Here is a 21,145-nt window from a genome sequence, read left to right as displayed (position 1 = left end):
GAACAATAACCGGAAGTGAGTTGACTCGCTTCCGGCTTCTGTTCTCTATTCAGGACAAGCAGTTCGAAAGGAAAGTCTTATGTCAGATCAAATTCTTTATTTTATTCAGCAATTTCTTAATGGATTAACCCTTGGTAGCACCTATGCGCTAATCGCTATTGGTTATACGATGGTATATGGCATCATCGGAATGATTAACTTCGCCCACGGTGAAGTGTACATGATCGGGAGCTACGTCTCCTTTATCGTGATTGCAGGCTTGATGATGTTGGGGCTCGATGTGGGGTGGATCCTTGTTGCAGCAGCCTTTATTGCGGCGATCATCGTTTCCAGTGCGTATGGTTGGAGCATTGAGCGAGTCGCTTATCGGCCTGTGCGCCATTCTAAACGTTTGATTGCATTAATTTCTGCGATCGGGATGTCCATCTTCTTACAAAACTATGTCAGCCTGTCTCAAGGTTCTCGTGACCTTGCATTACCTAGCTTAATTACGGGTCAGTGGGTATTAGGGGAAAGTGATGGCTTTGAAGCAACAGTAACAAAAATGCAGCTCACTATTTGGGTGGTCACGCTGCTTGCCATGCTGGCATTAACCTTGTTTATTCGCTATTCGAAAATGGGTCGTGCTTGCCGAGCCTGTGCCGAAGACCTCAAAATGGCCAGTTTATTGGGGATCAACACGGATCGCGTTATCTCCTTAACCTTTGTGATCGGCGCAGCAATGGCTGCTGTCGCAGGAGTGTTATTGGGGCAATTTTATGGCGTAATCAACCCTTACATCGGTTTTATGGCAGGCATGAAAGCCTTCACTGCCGCGGTGTTAGGAGGGATTGGCAGTATTCCGGGCGCCATGTTAGGTGGTTTGATCCTCGGCGTGGCTGAAGCGATGACTTCGGCTTATTTTAGTACTGAATACAAAGATGTTGTGTCATTTGGTTTGTTAATTGGTGTGCTGTTAATCATGCCGACCGGCATTCTGGGACGCCCGGAGGTCGAAAAAGTATGAGAAAAGAAAATTGGATCAATGCCATTGTGGCATCCGCAACCTTCTTTGTTTTAGCCTTATTTATGATGGGGTTACAGCTTGCACTGGATGGCACTAAACTAGTGGTTACTGTCGGTGATTCTGTTCGTTGGAACTGGATCATCGTGGGGATTGCGATCATTTTTGTTTATCAACTGGTTCGTCCAACATTAAGCAAAGTTTGGCAAGGTATGCCGAAAAAAGCGTGGTCGATCCCTGATTTTGATGGCTCAACAACCAAGCAAAAAATCCTTGCTGTTCTTATTATTATCGCTGCCATTATTTGGCCATTTATTGTTTCACGTGGAAGTGTTGATATTGCCACTTTAACACTCATCTATGTGATGTTAGGGCTGGGGTTAAACGTCGTTGTGGGCTTATCGGGCCTATTGGTTTTAGGTTATGCAGGCTTTTATGCTATTGGCGCGTATACCTTTGGTTTACTCAACCACTATTATGGCTTTGGCTTTTGGGAGAGCTTACCGATTGCAGGGCTAACAGCCGCGTTGGCAGGCTTTTTACTCGGGTTCCCTGTGTTAAGGTTAAGGGGGGACTATCTCGCCATTGTGACGCTAGGTTTTGGGGAGATTGTTCGTATTTTATTATTGAATAATACGGAAATCACAGGTGGCCCGAATGGGATCAGCCAACTGCCGAAACCGACATTTTTTGGCCTCGAATTTAGTCGAACAGCAAAAGAAGGGTGGGATACTTTCCATAATTTCTTTGGTTTAGATTACAACCCAGGCGATCGGATCATTTTCCTTTATTTTGTCGCCTTATTGCTGGTAGTTTTAACTCTATTTATCATTAATCGATTATTGCGGATGCCACTAGGCCGTGCTTGGGAAGCGCTACGTGAAGATGAAATTGCATGTCGATCGCTTGGTTTAAGCCCAACGCGCATCAAACTCACTGCATTCACTATTAGTGCTGCATTTGCGGGGTTTGCGGGAACGTTATTTGCTGCAAGGCAAGGGTTCATCAGCCCTGAATCATTTACATTTGTTGAGTCAGCGTTTGTTTTAGCCATCGTGGTGCTGGGGGGAATGGGCTCACAAACCTCCGTTATCTTAGCGGCAATTATCTTAGTTGTATCAAGGGAAATGATGCGTGACCTCAACCAATACAGCATGTTACTGCTCGGTGCATTGATGGTGTTAATGATGATTTGGCGGCCACAAGGCTTGTTACCAATGAAGCGCCGTCAAGTTCAGGTGAAAAAAATACCTGAAGGGGAGGGGGTATGAGCCAGTTAACGACACCTTTATTACAGGTTAGCGGCTTAACCATGCGTTTTGGTGGTTTACTTGCGGTGAACAATGTCGAGCTCACTATTAACCAAGGGGAAATTGTTTCTCTAATTGGGCCAAATGGCGCAGGAAAAACAACGATTTTTAACTGCTTAACCGGTTTTTATAAACCGACTAGCGGGACGATTCTATACCGTGAAAAGCATCTTGAAGGCTTAACCGGACAAGATATTGCGCGACTCGGTGTGATCCGTACATTCCAACATGTGCGGCTATTTAAGGAAATGACTGTTATTGAAAACTTGTTGGTCGCACAGCATCAGCATTTAAAAAGTGGTATTTTTTCAGGGCTATTGAAAACGCCTGCATTTCGCCGTGCGGAATCTGAAGCTTTAGACAATGCGTTTAAGTGGTTAGAACGCGTGGACTTACTGGCATTTGCGAACCGGCAAGCGGGTAACTTAGCTTATGGTCAGCAACGTCGATTAGAAATTGCACGCTGTATGGTGACACGCCCTGAAATTTTGATGTTAGATGAACCTGCGGCAGGGCTTAACCCAAAAGAAACCAATGATTTGGATGATTTGATTGCCGAATTACGTACTCATCATAATGTTTCAATCTTATTAATTGAACATGATATGAAGTTGGTCATGGGGATTTCAGACCGCATTTACGTCGTCAATCAGGGCACGCCATTGGCGAACGGCACGCCAAGTGAAATACGCCAACATCCTGATGTAATTAAAGCCTATTTGGGGGAAGCTTACTGATGTTAGAGTTTAAAAAAGTTTCTGCTCATTATGGAAAAATCCAAGCATTACATGAGATTAGCTTAAATATCCAAAAAGGTGAGATTGTCACTCTGATTGGGGCAAATGGGGCAGGTAAAACTACGCTTTTAAGTACGCTTTGCGGCGACCCAAGAGCTTCCGAGGGGCAAGTATTGTACCGTGATGTGGATATCACCCAGCTACCGACCTCAAAAATTATGCGTGAAGATATTGCACTTGTACCAGAAGGGCGCCGCGTTTTCTCCCGCATGACCGTGGAAGAAAACCTTGCGATGGGCGGTTTTTTTGCCACGCGCCAGCAATATCTAGAACGTATTGAGCGGGTGTACAAGCTATTCCCAAGGCTTTATGAACGCCGCAGTCAACGCTCAGGGACGATGTCTGGTGGTGAGCAACAAATGCTAGCAATTGGTCGAGCACTGATGAGCCAGCCCGCACTGCTACTACTGGATGAGCCTTCATTGGGGTTAGCGCCAATTATTATCATGCAAATATTTGATACTATTCAGCAATTGCGTGAAGAGGGAATGACCATTTTCCTCGTGGAGCAAAATGCTAACCAAGCGCTTAAATTAGCGGATAGGGGATACGTGCTGGAAAATGGGCACATAGTGCTGGAAGATAGCGGAAAAGCGTTGCTGGCGAATGAGGCAGTACGCAGCGCTTATCTCGGTGGCTAAAATTTCGTGTTGTGGCGGTGTTGGCTTCACTCGCTAACCCTAGCCACAACGCGAATGATTTAGAAAATGACAGTGAGCTAGAAAATAACAGTAAGTTATAAACTGACTACATTTAGTTAAACGGGTTGCCTGTTGATGCAGGTAGCCCGTTTTTGCTTTTTTATGTACTGCATTTTGGGCGGCGGTGTAAATTTGGCCTCTCTACATTGTTGCAAGGTTCTGTGAAGCGACTCGCAAATCCATTATTTGCTTGTTTCTATACATAAAATTAAATGTATATACAACTTTTCCTCTAGAAACAGAGAGCTACTTATTGTTGTATAACTCCCCGTTCCTTCAGACCTCCACTCTTCGTATAAAATTTCAAAATTAAATGTATATACTTTGTGAAGTAAATGTATATATATTTAAAAGCAAGAGAAATGGCTTCAGTGAATAAATAGCTTTGAGCAGGTTGGTGAATTATTAATTAATTGATTTTTAATTAATTAATCGACTTAAAATAAAATTGTACAGTCACTAACAAAGTACCTCACAGATTATTATCACCAAAAGTTGTTAATTTAGCGTTAATTGAAAAATGGATGATAGGGGATACAACCATGTTAAACCGTACTGATTCAACACGTGTGATCCGCGCACCTCGTGGCAGCGAAAAAAACTGCAAAAGTTGGCTGACTGAAGCCGTTTACCGCATGCTCCAAAACAACCTCGACCCTGAAGTAGCTGAACACCCGCAAAGCCTTGTGGTGTACGGTGGTATCGGTCGTGCAGCCCGTGATTGGGAATGTTACGACAAAATTTTAGAGGTGCTGAAAACGCTGGAAGACGACCAAACACTGTTAGTCCAGTCAGGTAAACCTGTCGGTGTATTCCCAACCCATGCTGATGCGCCTCGCGTTTTAATTGCCAACTCAAATATCGTGCCACACTGGGCAAATTGGGATCACTTCAATGAGTTAGACCGAAAAGGCTTGATGATGTACGGCCAAATGACAGCGGGATCATGGATTTACATCGGTTCACAAGGGATCGTCCAAGGTACCTACGAAACCTTTGTTTCACTGGCAAAACAACATTTTAATGGCAAGGCTGCTGGGCGTTGGATCTTAACTGGTGGCTTAGGTGGGATGGGTGGCGCGCAGCCATTAGCGGCGACGATGGCAGGATTTAGCATGATTGCTGTCGAGTGCGATGAAAGCCGTATCGATTTCCGCTTAAGAACACGCTATGTCGATAAAAAAGCGACTTCCCTTGATGAAGCGCTGCAATATATTGAAGAAGCTAAAGTCTCAGGCAAGCCTGTTTCTGTTGGCCTATTAGGCAATGCAGCGGATGTGTATAGCGAATTAGTGAAACGCAATATCACACCTGACTCAGTCACAGACCAAACCAGCGCTCACGACCCTGTACATGGCTACTTACCGCAAGGTTGGACATTAAGTCAGTGGCGCGAAAAACAAGAAACTGCACCTGCTGACGTGACCAACGCGGCGAAAAAAAGCATGGCCGTACAAGTGGATGCGATGCTAACCATGCAAAAACGGGGCTCGGCAGCATTTGATTACGGTAATAATATTCGCCAAATGGCAAAAGACGAAGGTGTCGCAAATGCCTTTGATTTCCCAGGTTTTGTTCCTGCTTATATCCGCCCTCTATTTTGTGAAGGCATCGGCCCATTCCGTTGGGTCGCCTTGTCTGGCGATCCTGAAGATATCTACAAAACAGACCAAAAAGTCAAAGAATTACTGCCTGACGATAAGCACTTACATAACTGGTTAGATATGGCGCGTGAGCGAATTGCATTCCAAGGTCTGCCTGCGCGTATTTGTTGGGTAGGTTTAAAAGATCGCGAAAGATTAGGGCGTGCTTTCAATGAGATGGTGAAAAATGGCGAACTAAAAGGCCCTATCGTAATCGGCCGTGACCACTTAGATTCAGGTTCGGTTGCCAGTCCACACCGTGAAACAGAATCGATGAAAGATGGCTCTGATGCAGTTTCCGACTGGCCACTGCTGAATGCCCTATTAAATACCGCAGGTGGGGCGACATGGGTGAGTTTGCACCACGGCGGCGGCGTTGGCATGGGCTTCTCTCAACACTCAGGTGTTGTGATTGTCTGTGATGGCACTGATGCTGCGGATAGGCGCTTAGCGCGTGTTCTACACAATGACCCTGCGACAGGCGTAATGCGCCATGCGGATGCAGGGTATGACATCGCCATCAATTGCGCGAAAGAGCAAGGTTTGAATTTGCCAATGGTGAAGTAATGTCGTTTGCCGGCTTAGGTCGGCAACTTTCTGGAAAATAAGGAATTCAGTATGAATGCTGCGTCAACTCAGAAAAGACAAGGGCCACTGGCTGGGATCAAAGTAATTGATTTAAGCCGTGTTTTAGCAGGGCCTTATTGCACGGGAATGATGGCTGATCTCGGTGCAGAAGTGATCAAAATTGAAGTGCCAGATCATGGGGATGACAGCCGCCACTTAGGGCCTTTTATTGAGGGCGAAAGTGTTTATTACGGCTTGATCAACAGAGGGAAGCGCAGCATTGAGCTGGATCTTAAAGCGGAGGAAGATCGCGCCATTTTATTTCAGCTGGTTAAAGAAAGTGATGTGGTGGTTGAAAACTTCCGTCCGGGTGTGACCAAACGCCTTGGTATTGATTTTGACAGTTTAAAACAGCACAACCCTGCACTGATTTACGCAAGCATTTCCGGTTTTGGACAAAATAGCCCATTAGCAAGCTACCCTGCTTACGACATTGTGGCACAAGCCCTGTCAGGGCTGATGAGCGTGACGGGTTTCCCTGAAACGGGCCCAACACGTAGCGGTGAATCTATTGGAGATGTGTGCGCGGGGATGTTTGCATCTTGGGCGATTAGCAGTGCGCTATTTGCCAGAGAACGTCATAACGAAGCAGCACAATATATTGATGTTGCGATGGTGGATGTCCTGCTTAGTATGCAATTAACTGGCCTCTCTAATTTATTTGCACATGATAAAGCACCGGGCTTAGTGGGTAATCGTCACCCTGTATCCACGCCGTTTGATACCTACCATGCCAAAGATGGTTTAGTGGTTATCGCTATTGCGAGTGAAAAACTGTTCCAACGTTTTTGTGAATGTATGGGTAAAACGCATTTATGCCAAGACTCACGTTTTCAAGATGATCCAAGCCGCACACGTCATCACGGGGAGTTAAGGGCTGAAATTGAAGGTTGGACAGCGCAAAAAACGGTGGATGAAGTTTGTGACTTGCTGCTAAATGCTGGGGTTCCCGCCTCGCCAATTCATAACCTACAGCAAGCGACACAAAGTGAACATGCTCAAGTTCGGCAGGTTCTCATACACCTGAATGATGGTGGTACTCCATTGATTTCTCAGCCCGTTTTCTTTAATGGTAAAAAACCCCATTCAACACGAAGAGCCCCTGTCTTGGGGGAAGCAAATGCACTGTATAAATCGGCAAAAACAACAAGCAAAAATAGGGAGGCCGTACAATGAGTTTTGAAATTAATGAAACAGAGCAAGCCATTGTGGATGCAATTGAAAAAGTGTGCCGCGATATTTTACAACCCAACGCACAGGGTTACGATGAAACGGAAACATTTTGTGCAGAAAGCTTAACGGCATTAGGTGAAATGGGGGCGTGGGGAATTAACCTGCCTGAACAGTACGGCGGTTTCGGCCTTGGCAGTATCGCGATGAGTATGATTGTTGAAGCCGTCGCGGCAGCTTGCGCCTCGACATCCTCCTCCTTAACTGCCCATTTTTTAGCCACTGACTCCATTTTGATTGGTGGAACTGAAGAACAAAAAGCCTATTGGTTACCGAAAGCTGCATCTGGTGAGTTATTGGGTGCTTTCGGTTTAACGGAACCCGCTGCGGGTTCGAACCCCGCTGATATGCGCACTGTTGCGACGCGTGAAAATGGTGGCTGGCGTATTCGGGGGAATAAGCACTATATTACTAACGCCAAAGAAGCTGATTTTATTGTGTTATATGCCAAAACGGATGTTGAGGCAGGGGCACGTGGCATTAGTGCATTTATGATCCCAAAAGGCACTGAAGGTGTGGCATTTTCTCAGCCAGAAAAAACCATGGGGTTACGCGGCAGTACTATTTACGAGTTAGCACTGAACTGCTGGTTACCTGAATCTGCTTTACTCGGTGAAGAAAATAAAGGCTTCCATACAGCAATGGAAGTCTTAGACAAAGGCCGTGTTGAAGTCGCGGCAACGTCACTGGGTATTGCTCGCGCAGCGATGGAAAGCACGCTGGGCTGGGTGAAAGAGCGCCAAATTGGCAAAAAACCATTAGCAGCATACCAAGGTACACAATGGCGTCTTGCGGATATGCATACACAGCTTGAGGCCGCTCGTATGCTGACTTGGCGTGCTGCGGAACTGCGTGATTCAGGTGAACGTTTTAGTTTGCAATCGGCGACAGCAAAACTGTTTGCAGCAGAGTGTGCTGGTTTTGTCACCGATGCTGCACTGCAACTTCATGGGGGATATGGGTATATTCGTGATTTACCCCTTGAGCGGTATGTTCGTGATGCACGTATTTTGCGTATCTTTGAAGGCACGTCAGAAGTTCAAAAAATTATTATTTCACGTGCTGTATTGGATGCTGTGTAATTTATTCAAACCGTTATTTTTACCAGAAGCGGGTAGACGGGACAGGCGGCTACTCGCGAGTCAAGCAACATAGGAAGCACTACCTGACAACAGGATCATGGAATTAAAAACACAACAACAATCAGGTTTAAGAATGTATTTCAATTATAGATTATGGGTGGATAACAGATAAAACATCACCCAATGTAATGTGTAATTACTGTATTCACTATCACGGTTTTTACGAATTCATTACAGTTAATTGGTTCATTCTTTAAGCCAGCCTGCTTAAAGAGGATTTACCATGACAGTTTCAAACGACATCGCAACAGGGCAAAAAGGTCGGCAGGACAATGTCCCGCTTATCGAAGCGCGTTCCATCGATTACATTCCTGAATCTGAACGCCATGGCACCTTATCTAGTCAGTTTACACTCTGGTTTGGTGCTAACTTACAAATTACAGCTATCGTTACTGGGGCGCTCGCAGTTGTACTAGGGGGCGATGTATTTTGGTCATTGATTGGCTTATTTATTGGTCAGTTATTAGGCGGGGCAGTGATGGCATTGCATGCGGTGCAAGGGCCAAAACTGGGACTACCGCAAATGATTTCAAGCCGTGTACAGTTTGGTGTTTATGGTGCGGTTATCCCTATCCTATTGGTTTGTATGATGTATGTTGGGTTTTCAGCCAGTGGAACGGTATTAGCAGGCCAAGCTGTTGGGCAATTACTCCATGTGACTGATTGGGTTGGGATCTTAATTTTTGGTGCGGTGATTATCGGGATCACTATCTGTGGCTATCGGATCATACATATTTTAGGTAAGGTCGCGAGTGTTGTTGGCGTTATTGCGTTCTTTTATCTATTCTTCCGCTTGTTTTACATGAATGATGTCTCCGTATTAATGGAAAATCGCCATTTTGATTGGACTCATTTCTTATTAGCCATGTCACTCTCTGCATCTTGGCAAATTGCTTTTGGCCCTTATGTTGCTGACTACTCTCGTTATTTACCAACTAAAACACCAACCATTAAAGCCTTTCTGGCGGTGGGATCAGGGACGGTCATTGGTACCCAAGCATCAATGATTTTAGGGGTGTTTGCGGCAGCCTTAGCGGGGAATAAATTTGCAGGCAACGAAGTTTCCTACATTGTGGGATTAGGAAGTACAGGCCTCATTGCTGCACTGTTGTATATCACTATTTTCTTTGGGAAAGTGACCATCACGGCGTTAAATGCATACGGTAGCTTTATGTCGATGGCGGCAATTGTTTGTGGGTTTAGAGGAAAAAATACCATTACGAGAGGGCAGAGGCTGTTCTTCATCGTTTTAATGGTGAGTTTCTCAACCTTATTAGGGTTAGCAGGTCAACACTCGTTCTTAAAATTGTTCTCCGCTTTCTTGCTGTTTTTACTGGCATTTTTCACTCCATGGAGTGCAATCAACCTTGTTGATTACTATTGGGTGACCAAAGGTCGTTATGATGTACCTGAACTGGCAAACCCAAATGGTCGCTATGGTCGCTGGAACAAAGTGGGTATCTTCACTTACATCATTGGCGTATTGATCCAATTGCCCTTTATTTCAACGGGTTTCTACACAGGCCCACTAGTTGAACACCTTGGTGGCGTCGATGTTTCATGGATTGTGGGCTTAGTCGCGACCAGCATTATTTATTATGCTGCGATTAAAAAGTGGCCAATGTCGGTTGCTGATAGGCTGATATTACCAACCACGAAATAACCAAATTTACCCTTTGATTTAATTAAGAAAAGAATACATTGAGCTAGCCAATAGCAGTGAAGTTCTCACTGCTAAGGCTTCCTTCAACCTAAAAACGATTCAAACCACCTTTGTAAAAGCCAATCGTTAATAGAATTGGGATAGGAGTTGCTATGAAAATTTTAGTCGCAGTGAAGCGAGTGATTGACCATAACGTTAAAGTACGAGTAAAAGCTGATGGCTCGGGAGTTGAGCTCACTAACGTCAAAATGGCGATGAACCCCTTTGATGAAATTGCGGTTGAAGAGGCTGTACGCTTAAAAGAAGCCGGTAAAGCGAGCGAAGTTGTTGCCGTTTCTATTGGTGATATCAGTTATCAAGAAACCTTACGTGGTGCGATGGCGATTGGGGCAGACCGTGCCATTTTAATTCAACGTCCAATGGAATTAGTTTTAGAATCACTCGATATCGCGCGTTTATTACAGCAAGTAGTGGCAAATGAGCAACCCAATTTAATTTTATTAGGCAAACAAGCGATTGATGATGACTGCAACCAGACAGGGCAAATGTTGTCAGCATTATTAGATTGCGGGCAAGCGACGTTTGCATCACAAATTGTTGTTGAAGGTAACGGATTGCAAGTTACCCGTGAGATTGATGGTGGTTTGGAAACACTGGTGATGGAATTCCCAGCGGTTGTGACAACCGATTTACGTCTCAACGAACCCCGTTATGCAACCTTGCCGAACATCATGAAAGCAAAGAAAAAACCGTTAGATATTATCGATATTTCGGACATGAACTTCTCTCCTTTGGGGCAAACCAAAACTATCAAGGTGTCTGAACCGAAAAAACGGGCAGGGCAATGCACTTTACTCAATGATGCAGCGGCATTAGTGAGCACCTTACAAGCAAAAGAAGTGATTTAACCAAGGGGAATGACAATGAGCCAATCGTCAGTTTTAGTTATTGTTGAGCATGATAATCAAACCATAAAATCATCAACTTTTCATAGTATTACGGCTGCGCTGGATATTCTGTCTGCGGGGGGACAACTGCATTTGCTGGTTGCGGGTGATAACGCTGAAAACGTGGTGGAACAAGCGGCAAGCTTAAAAGGTGTGAATAAAGTATTAACGATTCAATCAGATACTCTAAAAGACCAGTTGGCTGAACCCATGACCAGCGCCATTATGTCAGTTGCGCAAAATTATAGCCATTTGCTGTTCCCTGCGACGACCTTTGGTAAAAATATCGCTCCGCGTGTTGCTGCAAAACTAGGTATCGCACAAATTTCTGACATCACACAAGTCATTGACGCACAAAATTTTATTCGGCCTATTTATGCGGGAAATGCATTGGCAACTGTACAAAATAACGGGCATCAAGTGGTGATCACCGTACGCAGTTCAGCATTTAGTGGTGCGAGTGAGACACAAAATAATGCAGAAATTGAACACATCACACCAAATGAACTCGTTCAACGAACTCAACTGAAAAGCCAGTCACTGACACAAGTTAGCCGCGCAGAATTGAGTTCAGCAAAAGTCGTGATTTCAGGGGGCAGGGGGTTAAGTTCGGGGGAAAACTTTGCGTTGTTAGAAACCATCGCAGACAAACTGGGTGCCGCAGTTGGTGCATCCCGCGCAGCAGTAGATGCTGGGTATGTTCCTAATGATTATCAGGTAGGGCAGACAGGGAAAATTGTCGCACCAGATTTATACATTGCTGTCGGGATTTCTGGTGCAATTCAACATATTGCAGGCATGAAAGAAAGTAAGGTGATCGTTGCCATTAATAGCGATCCTGAAGCGCCGATCTTCCAAGTGGCAGATTACGGCATTGTCGGCGATCTGTTTGAGATCTTACCTGAATTTGATAAGGCGCTTGCGTAAGAGGTGCATATGGCTATCGACAATATTGAAAATATAAACGAGGCTCCCGAGCGGGAATCGATGGAATTTGATGTCCTGATTGTCGGTGGCGGGCCTGCGGGGTTATCAACAGCGATTCGTTTAAAGCAGCTTTCGATTGAGCAAGGCACGGAACTATCTGTCTGCTTGATAGATAAAGGTGCGGAAATCGGTGCTCATATTTTATCTGGTGCAGTGATAGACCCGCGGGCATTAAATGAATTACTCCCTGATTGGCAAGATAAAATTTCGACGCCGTTAACTCCCGTCAGTCAGGATAGTTTTTTATGGTTAAAAGAAAATGGCTCAAGCCAATTACCGTTACCACTATTACCTAATTGCTTAAAAAATAAAGGAAACTTAATTGGTAGTCTAGGGCAAGTGAGTGCAGCTTTGGCCGTTGAAGCCGAGGCTTTGGGGGTAGATGTTTTCTCTGGTTTTGCGGCAACACAGGTGCTTTTTAATAATGCGAGCCAAGTCATCGGCGTAACAACGGGTGATATGGGGTTAGATAAATCGGGTAACCCAACGGCGATGTACCAACCCGGTATGAACCTGTTGGCTAAAATGACCTTTTTTGCCGAGGGCTGTCGTGGTCAATTAGGTAAGCAGCTGATAAAACACTTTGATTTAGACTCAAATAGTAGCAAACAAAGCTATGGTTTAGGGATCAAAGAAATTTGGCAAATTCCAAAAGAGCAACATCAAGAAGGGTTAGTCATCCACTCTGTAGGTTGGCCGTTAGATAACCAAACTTACGGTGGCGGGTTTGCCTATCACTATGGTGAGAATTTAGTTGCGGTAGGTCTAGTTGTTGGTTTGAATTATGAAAACCCATATTTATCACCGTTTGAAGAGTTTCAACGTTTAAAGACCCATCCAGCTTTTAGTACCTTCTTATCTGGGGGAGAAAGGCTTAGTTACGGCGCAAGAACCATGGTTGCAGGGGGGTTATCGGCACTCCCTGAATTGAGTTTTCCGGGTGGTGCGCTAATTGGTGATGATGCTGGTTTTCTCAATGGTGCAAGGATTAAAGGAACGCATTGTGCGGTGAAAAGTGGGGCATTGGCCGCAGATGCTTTTTTCGCGTGCTTTAAAAATCAATCGATTGATTTTACTGAATTTACTTTGAAATATCGTCAGAAATTTGAACAGAGCTGGTTGTATCAAGAACTTTACCAGGCCCGTAACTTCAAACCCTATATGAAAAAAGGGTTAGTGATGGGCTCAATGTTATTTGGTGCAGAGCAATTGTTGTTAAAAGGCCGTAGCCCATGGACATTAAAGATCAAACAGGCGGATCATGAAAGGTTGAAAGAAGCTAAAAACTTCAAGCCAATAATCTACCCTAAGCCTGATGGGAAATTGACCTTTGATCGGCCTTCTTCTGTGTTTTTATCGAATACCAACCATGAAGAAGAGCAACCTTGTCATCTTAAATTGGCAGATATAACAGTACCAATTCAAATTAATTTAACGAAATACGCCGCACCAGAAACACGTTATTGCCCTGCAGGGGTATATGAAATTATTGGCGAGCAACACCAAGAAAAATTACAGATTAATGCGCAAAACTGCTTGCATTGTAAGGCTTGCGATATAAAAGACCCACTGCAAAATATTACTTGGACTGCCCCCCAAGGAGGAGAAGGGCCAATCTATCAGGGGATGTAAATACGAATTTGTTGTGATGTAGATGTGCTTGATGTCTTTTTATATTTATCAGTCGCTTTGGGGCAATTTTGCCCCCTTTTTTTATCTTTGCATTAATTCTCAATACGCGAATGTAATTTTAATTTGTATCGAGAACCTGCCGTGACCATATTAACGTAGCTAATCAGCGTATTTCCAGTCCACGTTCGGCGTCTAAGTTGCAGGCAAGGTGAATTTTCTTTAATCGATAATGATTGTGCGATTGACTTGGTGGCTAATGCCGCTTCGATGGTATGTTCCATTTCACTTACAGGAAAATGGCGTTGTAAATAGCCACTGGGTGTTTCTGTATCCCCATATTTTTGCTTAACAAATTCTGGAACGATAGCGTGGTTAACGTAGCGCTCTTCCAACATGAGTGGAATATCGTTTTCAAAATGCAACACTTTACAGTAACCCACTTCACTTCCTTCACTAATCCCAAGCTGTAGGGCAATTTCTGCTGATGCGGGGATGATTTTTAATTGTAATTGGTGCCCACTGTATTTATTGCCACTTAGCGATATTTCATCAAAAATATCAAATGCTTTAGTAACAGGAAGTTCGTGTTTCTGTGTCGCGACAAAAGTGCCTTTCCCTGCAATTCGGTTCAAAATTCCTTTTTGGCTTAATTCAGAAATGGCTTTGTTTACGGTCATACGGCTAACATTAAACTGCGCACATAGCTCAAGCTCTGTGGGAATTTGTGTTTCGGGTTTAAAAATACCCAAATCAATGCTGCGTAAAATGTAAGACTGAATTTGCTTATAAGCAGGTTGTGATGTCATCGCTTTTATTCAAAATTGTCGTTAGAGGAAGGCCAGAGTAAACGGTTTTATTGCCATAGTTAATGTATAGACTTTTTAGTGATTGCAAGTTTATCAGTAATTATTGGCTTTACTAGTAGATAGCGTGCATTTATAAGTATAAAACATCGAAAAACAGATGGATAAAGGTGCTAATCATTGTCTGAATTATTTTATTATAAGATAAGTTCCGCTAGGGCTATATGCCTTTATTTATTATCATAATGTTAAATTTACTTAGCGAAATAGGCATTATTCATGCGAGTTCAATATTTCCATGTCAATCTTACTCAGTGTGATTATCTCAATGTCAGCCCAATTGGTATGGCAAGGCTGATAGCATCAGGGAAAGTTTTTTTCTTTAATCAAGATGACTTCAAAAATAGCCAAGTATTTTTAGAGCGCTTACAAGAAGGTGACTCTTTGGTTATTTGTGCAGAAGAACTGAATGATGGTAGTTATTGGCTTGAATGGGTTTACCACGAGAAGCATGGGCGATTAGAGCCTGAGAGAAATGTGAGTTTCACGCGATCTTTAGGCAAACAATATATCATTTCGTTCGTATTAATGGCCTTGATCCCCGTGGTGTATTATTGCTTTATGGCTGCGGAAGATAGCTTCTTAATGATAGCGCTGGTGGCAATTTTAGGCTGCGCTGCTTTTTGTGGCATCGTTTTATTTGGCCTAGCTCTTGCACAAACGAAACGCATTATTAGCCCTAAACGAAAACGAATTTTAAAAGCATTAGACCTTATTATTGAGGGGCGATACAAAATTAACGAACAGGGCCCATTGATTGAGATTGAAGGTATTAAAAACCCCAAATCTAAGGCCAGTAATTTACGTAAGGCTAAAGATGTTAGCATTGAGAAAACCTCATTATCTGTTACTCGTGGTAAGGTGAATATTACAGATAATCGGAGTTTGACTATTAAGGCAGGGGATACAGAGCAAGCGCTAAACCTTATCAGTTTACAAATTAATAAAAGCCATATGGAGGTTTTAGTTTCAGCCAATGAGCCTTTGTTTAATAACCACAGCTTATTTATTGCGCAAGGCGATGAGCTCGAAGTTTTCCATAAAAATATCCAAGACCACTCAAATGAACAGGCAATATTTGGCATCTATAACCATCAAGATGAGCTTGCCTATAGCTTAATTGGCAGAGGAGCACCTCAAGAACGCGGTTTTTACTTTGGTTTATGGGGTTTTATCGGCTTTATTGCAATTTTCTTTGTTCTTATTGCTGGTGGATTATCTATTTCAGAAACAGTAGAAAAAGGCGGTTATTGGGACTCTTGGGATTGGGTCAATATATTGGACACTGGGGGGATGTATATTAGCTTTACAGTGACTATTTTATTGGGAATTAGCGTTTTAATTGGCTTAGGCGTTGCTATATATTATCAAATTTCCCAGCGTGGGAACGCTTATTATCATGCGCAATATGTTTTAAAACACCTACGTCGCCAACATGGTCAAACAGACTATGTGACGGAGGTGCGTTCATGAATCCATTTTTGAGTAAGCGCTTTCTCTTATTAACCGTGATTTTTGTGGTAAGTCTATTATCCACTTTTTTTATTTTTGTGCGTGGTAGTGTAGTTGCTTGGCAAATAGAAAATCATCAAGAAAATGGTTCTGCAATTGCCTATTATGATTGGGCTAGCACTTTTCAAACAGAGAACGGTATTTTAATTGTTACGCAAAAAAGTCAGAGCTCAAATTATTATTCATCATATAACCCATATACATATGCTGCTAGGGAGTATGATTACCAAGTATTATTTGCAGATAATCAAGGCGTCCGTTTTATTACTCGCGGTGACAAGAGTTTCTATAATGCGGTATGCGAGAGAAAACAGTGTTTATTATTTTTGAGAGATGGCTATCAAACTATCGATTTAACGACACTATCAGCCAGTAAAGTGATGCCATGGGAAGATAAATCTGGCGTTCAATTTGCGGGGTTGATAACAGGTAAAATTTATCAATCTAAAAATTACCCTGCTTATGTTGTAGCGAATAATGAAAAGATTTTTGTTAGTCAAGATAAAGGCATGACATGGGAACATTTTATGGATGTTCGGGATCTTGCTAAGTCACTGTACCCTGAAGAAATTGATAGTCGCTCTGAATTTACTTTTGCCACATATCGGGACAAGGTTGTCATGTGGTATAGCTATGGCCACCAAATGGGGTCGCTAGAAGTCGTTATGGATATTCCGAGCAAACAAGTAGTTAGCAGTAAATGGCTACCCGTGCGTATTAATGAGGCAGCACAAAACCTGAATGGTGATATTTTTGTTATTGCTCAAGAACCGTCTCGTAAATTGTTTTCTTTAATGCAATATGAAACCAATGGCAGTTTTAAATTACTGGCAGAAACAGGCTATAACTATTTATCAAGTCTAAAAGTGGGCAAGCAAGGGTTGGCAGTGACAGAATCGGTTAGGGGATCAACACAATTATTAACGATGGATGTACAGACAAATGAAATTTCACATCGTTCTGAGCTACCTATGTATAAAACAGTATTTAATGGTGGTAATAAGTCTTTTATTGAATTGGAGAGTATGTATTCAGAGGATATTGAAATTACGGAAGGCTCCTCCGTTTCTTACCAATCAATGCATTAATCTATATTTAAAATAAAAGGATAGGGTTTATTCCCTATCCTTTTTAACGATTATTCAGCGCGTTTTTTCGGTAATAAAATCACGGCGGTAGCCGCAATAACGGCCACGACAGCAAAGGCAATAAAATTCCAGCTGGTAGCAATACCAAGGCTGGCAATATAAGCCCCAAACATTGGGCCTGTCATTGCACCAATTCGTGAAAAGCTCAGCGCCCAACCAGTTGCAGATGCGCGTGCATTGGATGGGTAATAATTGGCAATATAACCTGTTAGTATTAATGCCGCTGAAATACTGCCCACACCGGCAAAAGCAACAAGAACGTAATTCATATAAATATTTTGTTTGAATACCAAGCAGCCCACACCAATAGCACCCAGTAAAAAGAAGAGGGCCACCGAATTTCGAACGCCATATCTATCTGCAATTTTTCCTAAGAATAATCCACCCAGCGCAGAGGCTAAGCTAAATACAATTAGAAATGTTAAGCTGGAACCTAGGTTATATCCTTCTTTGCGCATAATAGAAGGTAGCCAAGTATTTAATCCATAGACTAATAGCATGCCACAGAATAAGGCTACCCAAAAACAGACGGTGGCACGCAGGTGACGCCAAGCAAATACAACGGCCACAATTTCCTTAATGCGTTGTGGTTTATGTTGTACATGTTCTGATGTTGGTTGGTAATCAATATCCAGTTTTTTAGCTAATGCTTTGGCTTCAGAATGTAAGCCTTTATGCGTTAAATATTCGAGTGATTCAGGGAGAATACGTGCCATTGGCCAAATAAGTAATAACGGTAATGCACCAAAAGCAATCACGCTTCGCCAGCCGAATTGTTCAAGTAACCACATAGCGACCAGTGCCGCACTTAAAATCCCCAACGAATAGCCAGAATACATAATGCCATAATTAAAGGAGCGTTTTTCACTGGGAGAATATTCAATGGTTAAAGCGGCAGCAACAGGAATGACACCACCTAAACCAATTCCACCGATAAAACGCATGACACCAAATACCCACGGTGTTGGTGCAAATGCAGCCCCTAACATGGTGATTGAAAATAACGTTACGCAGGCTAATAACATGCGGCGCCTGCCATATAACTCACTTAATGTCCCGATAATAAAGGCGCCAAAAAACATGCCAACGAGTGCATAACTACTTAGTGCCCCTAGCTCAAGAGGAGATAAATTCCATTGCTTATATTCAGCAAGAGTCGGAAGCACTGCCCCCATCACACCGACATCGTATCCTTCAAATAAAATACTCATCCAGCAAATTAACAAAACCTTTGATGTTGTTTTTGTGGAACCAAATGATTTCACAGCGATTGTTTGCATCGTCATAATTAACTCTCTTATCATGAGGGTTTAATAATTTTTAGGAGCAGGCTTATTTTTATGGTCACAAGGTGTCCTCCCTACACTCACTGTTTCTGAGAGAAAGTACAATCGCTAATGTTAAGAGAAAGTTAAAATGATGCAGTATATGGATATAATATGCAGAAAACTCCATTGGAGAGTTTGAACCGTATGTGGGATAGACATAAACTCTATAGGTTATATATAAATCAAAAATAATATAAAGTATAAGTAAATGGTCATTTTTTAGATAAAAATAAAACAATTAATTTTATTTTAGATAATGATTTTATTGCTTATTGTTATTATCCTATTTATTTTATTACACCTATATAAATGTATATTTAATGTTAAAGTTGAGTTTAATGGATATCTCATTAATGATGACTACAGAGGTTTAATTATCTTTTAATATTAGTTTGAAATTCAATTAATAGCTTGATTTAATTATATAAATAATTTTCACTTAATAATTAACACAATAAAGCTATGGTTTATAAATTTTAAATAACCATTCAATTGGTATTGAATTATGAATAGTAATGGCTAAGGAATAATAACTAGATCCTGTTCCATAATTGATGCAAAATAGAGTCGCAAAAATTAATTCTAATTAAATTTAATTGAGACAGCTAAATGAATATATCTAAACTCAGCATTGCCTCCATTTTTATTGCTAGTGCAGTACTTAGCGGTTGTGCAAAAGAATCCTCACGCTCATTAGAAGTCGAAAAAGTTGCAACATACAATACAAATTATTCAGGTCCAAAAAGCCCAATATCAATAGGTAAGTTTGATAATCGTTCGAGTTATATGAATGGTATTTTCTCTGACGGTGTTGATCGTTTAGGGAATCAATCAAAAACTATTTTAATGACCCACCTTCAACAAACAGGTCGATTTAATGTACTAGACCGTGCAAATATGCAGGAATTAAAAGAAGAGGCAGGAATTAAAGGCCAAACCCAACAATTAAAAGGTGCGACTTACGTTATCACCGGTGATGTAACGGAATTTGGTAGAAAAGAAGTGGGGGATCGTCAATTATTCGGTATTTTAGGCCGTGGTAAAACACAAGTCGCTTACGCTAAAGTTAATTTAAATGTAGTCAATGTTCAAACTTCTGAAGTGGTATTCTCTTCGCAAGGTGCGGGTGAATACGAATTATCAAACCGCGAAGTGATTGGTTTTGGTGGCACAGCAAGTTATGACTCAACATTAAATGGAAAAGTATTAGATCTGGCTATTAGAGAGGCTGTGAATAATTTAGTTTCAGGGATTGAGAACGGCGCATGGCAGCCAGCGAAATAAGGGAATATGATGAAATTTAAATTATTGTTACTTCTTGTAGGTGCTACTTTGTTAACTGGCTGTGTAAATGAACCTAAGCCATTATATAACTGGGATGGTTATCAAACTACGGTTTACCAATATTATCAGCAAACAGAAACGAGTCCCCAAGATCAAATTGAAACACTGAAAAAAAATCTAGAAATGAGTAAAGCAAAAAACCTTGCTACTCCTCCTGGTTTACATGCTCATTTAGGGTTGCTCTATTCAACAGTAGGTTCAATTGACTTAGCAATGACGGAGTTCAACACTGAAAAGGCGTTGTATCCAGAGTCAGCAGCTTACATGGACTTTCTAATGAAGAATAAAGGGAAAATTAAATGAGACGCCTATTAATACTCAGTAGTTTCGTGGTTGCTTGGTTATTAACGGGATGTGCACAGCCAGCCAAAGTTGATTACACTGCATTTCATCAAAGTAAGCCTAAAAGCATTTTAGTGCTGTTGCCACAAAATAGCTCACCAGAAGTTCAAGCAAGTCATGGCTTATTATCACAAACTGCGCTTCCATTAGCTGAAGCGGGTTATTATGTTTTCCCAGTTGCTGTTGTTGAAGAAACCTTTAAACAAAATGGCATGATAAACGCGGGTGATATTCAAGCTGTTCCACCTACTAAACTACATGAAATTTTTGGCGCTGACGCTGTTCTTTATTTGGATATTACGGAATATGGGACGAGTTACCAAGTGATTGCAAGTGATACTCGCGTAACTGCGAGCGCAAAACTACTTGACGCAAGAACGGGAACTTTACTGTGGAGTGGTTCTGCAAGCGCATCAAGTATGGAAAACAACTCATCTTCAAATGGTATTCTAGGTGCACTAGTTTCTGCTGTTGTGAACCAAATAGCAGACACGATGACAGATAAAAGCTATGCAATAGCAGGTATAACAAGTGCTCGGTTATTATCTGCAGGTAGTCCTAATGGGATCTTATACGGTCCAAGATCACCAAAGTATGGTAAAGATGCTCAGTAACGATTAGCTAAGTTATGGATAAAGCCTTGTTGTAAGGCTTTATCCATTTAATTTTAATTAAGGTATTTTTTTATTAAGTTAAATTATTCTTTCTAATTATTAAATTAGCTTTTTTATTATTAGTTTCTGCTGAAATAAATTAATTAATTAAAATGTTTTTTAACACTTAAATTGCATAAAATAAACACTGTGACTGAGCTCAAAGGGTTTGTGTTATTTAACCTAAATAATGTGATATAGGTATAATAACATGACAATAGGAGTTAATTTAAGAATGTAACTGTTATATATATAATCCATATGGTTGTACTA

Annotated in this window: 18 protein-coding genes; 16 read left to right on the top strand and 2 right to left on the bottom strand. The window is 41.9% G+C overall.

The features are described from left to right. Positions 1 to 79: 79 nt before the first annotated feature. From livH to ABWP91_RS13695, 11 genes are all read left to right on the top strand, one after another. Positions 80 to 1,006 carry a high-affinity branched-chain amino acid ABC transporter permease LivH gene (livH, locus tag ABWP91_RS13745; RefSeq protein ID WP_353243712.1) on the top strand — a complete coding sequence of 309 codons (927 nt, stop codon included), beginning with the start codon at positions 80 to 82 and terminating at the stop codon, positions 1,004 to 1,006. Beyond that, entirely contained in the window at positions 1,003 to 2,274 is a 1,272-nt protein-coding gene (locus ABWP91_RS13740) for a high-affinity branched-chain amino acid ABC transporter permease LivM (protein ID WP_353243711.1), read from the top strand. Before livH ends, ABWP91_RS13740 begins: the two co-directional genes overlap by 4 nt. Further along, the gene (livG, locus tag ABWP91_RS13735) at positions 2,271 to 3,050 is read left to right on the top strand and encodes a high-affinity branched-chain amino acid ABC transporter ATP-binding protein LivG (RefSeq protein ID WP_353243710.1); all 780 of its coding nucleotides are present in this window, start codon (positions 2,271 to 2,273) and stop codon (positions 3,048 to 3,050) included. Before ABWP91_RS13740 ends, livG begins: the two co-directional genes overlap by 4 nt. Continuing rightward, a complete protein-coding gene (gene livF / locus ABWP91_RS13730) occupies positions 3,050 to 3,751 on the top strand; it encodes a high-affinity branched-chain amino acid ABC transporter ATP-binding protein LivF (RefSeq protein WP_353243709.1) in 702 nt (233 codons plus the stop codon). Before livG ends, livF begins: the two co-directional genes overlap by 1 nt. Positions 3,752 to 4,353: 602 nt before the next feature. Beyond that, complete coding sequence (gene hutU, locus ABWP91_RS13725) at positions 4,354 to 6,021, top strand: urocanate hydratase (RefSeq protein ID WP_353243708.1); 1,668 nt, start codon at positions 4,354 to 4,356, stop codon at positions 6,019 to 6,021. Positions 6,022 to 6,072: 51 nt separating this feature from the next. Then, positions 6,073 to 7,257 (top strand): CaiB/BaiF CoA transferase family protein, encoded by a 1,185-nt coding sequence (locus ABWP91_RS13720; RefSeq protein WP_353243707.1) that lies wholly within the window; start codon positions 6,073 to 6,075, stop codon positions 7,255 to 7,257. Then, entirely contained in the window at positions 7,254 to 8,393 is a 1,140-nt protein-coding gene (locus ABWP91_RS13715) for an acyl-CoA dehydrogenase family protein (protein WP_353243706.1), read from the top strand. The genes ABWP91_RS13720 and ABWP91_RS13715 overlap by 4 nt, the downstream gene beginning before the upstream one ends. A gap of 283 nt (positions 8,394 to 8,676) precedes the next feature. Beyond that, positions 8,677 to 10,116, top strand: coding sequence for a purine-cytosine permease family protein (locus ABWP91_RS13710; protein ID WP_353243705.1), 1,440 nt, complete (start codon positions 8,677 to 8,679; stop codon positions 10,114 to 10,116). A gap of 152 nt (positions 10,117 to 10,268) precedes the next feature. Continuing rightward, positions 10,269 to 11,024: an electron transfer flavoprotein subunit beta/FixA family protein gene (locus tag ABWP91_RS13705; protein ID WP_353243704.1), complete on the top strand. Its 756-nt coding sequence runs from the start codon at positions 10,269 to 10,271 to the stop codon at positions 11,022 to 11,024. Positions 11,025 to 11,039: 15 nt separating this feature from the next. Next, complete coding sequence (locus ABWP91_RS13700; RefSeq protein WP_353243703.1) at positions 11,040 to 11,990, top strand: electron transfer flavoprotein subunit alpha/FixB family protein; 951 nt, start codon at positions 11,040 to 11,042, stop codon at positions 11,988 to 11,990. A 9-nt stretch (positions 11,991 to 11,999) separates the two neighbouring features. Then, the gene (locus ABWP91_RS13695; RefSeq protein ID WP_353243702.1) at positions 12,000 to 13,682 is read left to right on the top strand and encodes an electron transfer flavoprotein-ubiquinone oxidoreductase; all 1,683 of its coding nucleotides are present in this window, start codon (positions 12,000 to 12,002) and stop codon (positions 13,680 to 13,682) included. A 92-nt stretch (positions 13,683 to 13,774) separates the two neighbouring features. On the opposite strand, the gene hutC is transcribed toward ABWP91_RS13695, so the two are convergent. Then, the gene (gene hutC / locus ABWP91_RS13690) at positions 13,775 to 14,488 is read right to left on the bottom strand and encodes a histidine utilization transcriptional repressor HutC (protein ID WP_353243701.1); all 714 of its coding nucleotides are present in this window, start codon (positions 14,486 to 14,488) and stop codon (positions 13,775 to 13,777) included. A gap of 276 nt (positions 14,489 to 14,764) precedes the next feature. Here hutC and ABWP91_RS13685 point away from each other — a divergent pair, with 276 nt between their 5' ends. Both ABWP91_RS13685 and ABWP91_RS13680 read left to right on the top strand, forming a co-directional pair. Beyond that, positions 14,765 to 16,018, top strand: a complete 1,254-nt coding sequence (locus ABWP91_RS13685) for a hypothetical protein (RefSeq protein WP_353243700.1) — start codon at positions 14,765 to 14,767, stop codon at positions 16,016 to 16,018. Next, positions 16,015 to 17,145, top strand: coding sequence for a hypothetical protein (locus ABWP91_RS13680; RefSeq protein ID WP_353243699.1), 1,131 nt, complete (start codon positions 16,015 to 16,017; stop codon positions 17,143 to 17,145). Before ABWP91_RS13685 ends, ABWP91_RS13680 begins: the two co-directional genes overlap by 4 nt. Before the next feature lie 50 nt (positions 17,146 to 17,195). On the opposite strand, the gene ABWP91_RS13675 is transcribed toward ABWP91_RS13680, so the two are convergent. Then, positions 17,196 to 18,491, bottom strand: coding sequence for an MFS transporter (locus tag ABWP91_RS13675; RefSeq protein WP_353243698.1), 1,296 nt, complete (start codon positions 18,489 to 18,491; stop codon positions 17,196 to 17,198). 651 nt (positions 18,492 to 19,142) lie between these two features. On the opposite strand from ABWP91_RS13675, the gene ABWP91_RS13670 reads away from it, so the two are divergent. From ABWP91_RS13670 to ABWP91_RS13660, 3 genes are read left to right on the top strand one after another with little or no spacing between them, the layout of a single operon-like run. Beyond that, on the top strand, positions 19,143 to 19,817 hold the full coding sequence (locus ABWP91_RS13670; protein ID WP_353243697.1) for a CsgG/HfaB family protein: 675 nt from the start codon (positions 19,143 to 19,145) through the stop codon (positions 19,815 to 19,817). Positions 19,818 to 19,823: 6 nt separating this feature from the next. After that, a complete protein-coding gene (locus tag ABWP91_RS13665) occupies positions 19,824 to 20,180 on the top strand; it encodes a DUF4810 domain-containing protein (RefSeq protein WP_353243696.1) in 357 nt (118 codons plus the stop codon). Further along, a complete protein-coding gene (locus ABWP91_RS13660) occupies positions 20,177 to 20,833 on the top strand; it encodes a DUF799 domain-containing protein (protein ID WP_353243695.1) in 657 nt (218 codons plus the stop codon). Before ABWP91_RS13665 ends, ABWP91_RS13660 begins: the two co-directional genes overlap by 4 nt. Positions 20,834 to 21,145: the final 312 nt, after the last annotated feature.

Origin of the sequence: Providencia sp., assembly GCF_040396775.1 — a bacterium.
GTDB lineage: Bacteria > Pseudomonadota > Gammaproteobacteria > Enterobacterales > Enterobacteriaceae > Providencia.
The sequence above is the reverse complement of the archived record's forward strand: the minus strand, read 5'-3'. Positions and strand labels throughout refer to the sequence as shown.

Excerpts from the sequence above, each read along its gene's own strand:
- ABWP91_RS13695 (WP_353243702.1), top strand. The coding sequence starts at position 12,000 with ATGGCTATCGACAATATTGAAAATATAAACGAGGCTCCCGAGCGGGAA.
- ABWP91_RS13675 (WP_353243698.1), bottom strand. The coding sequence starts at position 18,491 with ATGACGATGCAAACAATCGCTGTGAAATCATTTGGTTCCACAAAAACA.
- livF (WP_353243709.1), top strand. The coding sequence starts at position 3,050 with ATGTTAGAGTTTAAAAAAGTTTCTGCTCATTATGGAAAAATCCAAGCA.
- ABWP91_RS13715 (WP_353243706.1), top strand. The coding sequence starts at position 7,254 with ATGAGTTTTGAAATTAATGAAACAGAGCAAGCCATTGTGGATGCAATT.
- ABWP91_RS13720 (WP_353243707.1), top strand. The coding sequence starts at position 6,073 with ATGAATGCTGCGTCAACTCAGAAAAGACAAGGGCCACTGGCTGGGATC.
- ABWP91_RS13685 (WP_353243700.1), top strand. The coding sequence starts at position 14,765 with ATGCGAGTTCAATATTTCCATGTCAATCTTACTCAGTGTGATTATCTC.
- livG (WP_353243710.1), top strand. The coding sequence starts at position 2,271 with ATGAGCCAGTTAACGACACCTTTATTACAGGTTAGCGGCTTAACCATG.
- hutU (WP_353243708.1), top strand. The coding sequence starts at position 4,354 with ATGTTAAACCGTACTGATTCAACACGTGTGATCCGCGCACCTCGTGGC.
- ABWP91_RS13710 (WP_353243705.1), top strand. The coding sequence starts at position 8,677 with ATGACAGTTTCAAACGACATCGCAACAGGGCAAAAAGGTCGGCAGGAC.
- livH (WP_353243712.1), top strand. The coding sequence starts at position 80 with ATGTCAGATCAAATTCTTTATTTTATTCAGCAATTTCTTAATGGATTA.
- ABWP91_RS13700 (WP_353243703.1), top strand. The coding sequence starts at position 11,040 with ATGAGCCAATCGTCAGTTTTAGTTATTGTTGAGCATGATAATCAAACC.
- ABWP91_RS13705 (WP_353243704.1), top strand. The coding sequence starts at position 10,269 with ATGAAAATTTTAGTCGCAGTGAAGCGAGTGATTGACCATAACGTTAAA.
- ABWP91_RS13665 (WP_353243696.1), top strand. The coding sequence starts at position 19,824 with ATGATGAAATTTAAATTATTGTTACTTCTTGTAGGTGCTACTTTGTTA.
- hutC (WP_353243701.1), bottom strand. The coding sequence starts at position 14,488 with ATGACATCACAACCTGCTTATAAGCAAATTCAGTCTTACATTTTACGC.
- ABWP91_RS13740 (WP_353243711.1), top strand. The coding sequence starts at position 1,003 with ATGAGAAAAGAAAATTGGATCAATGCCATTGTGGCATCCGCAACCTTC.
- ABWP91_RS13680 (WP_353243699.1), top strand. The coding sequence starts at position 16,015 with ATGAATCCATTTTTGAGTAAGCGCTTTCTCTTATTAACCGTGATTTTT.
- ABWP91_RS13660 (WP_353243695.1), top strand. The coding sequence starts at position 20,177 with ATGAGACGCCTATTAATACTCAGTAGTTTCGTGGTTGCTTGGTTATTA.
- ABWP91_RS13670 (WP_353243697.1), top strand. The coding sequence starts at position 19,143 with ATGAATATATCTAAACTCAGCATTGCCTCCATTTTTATTGCTAGTGCA.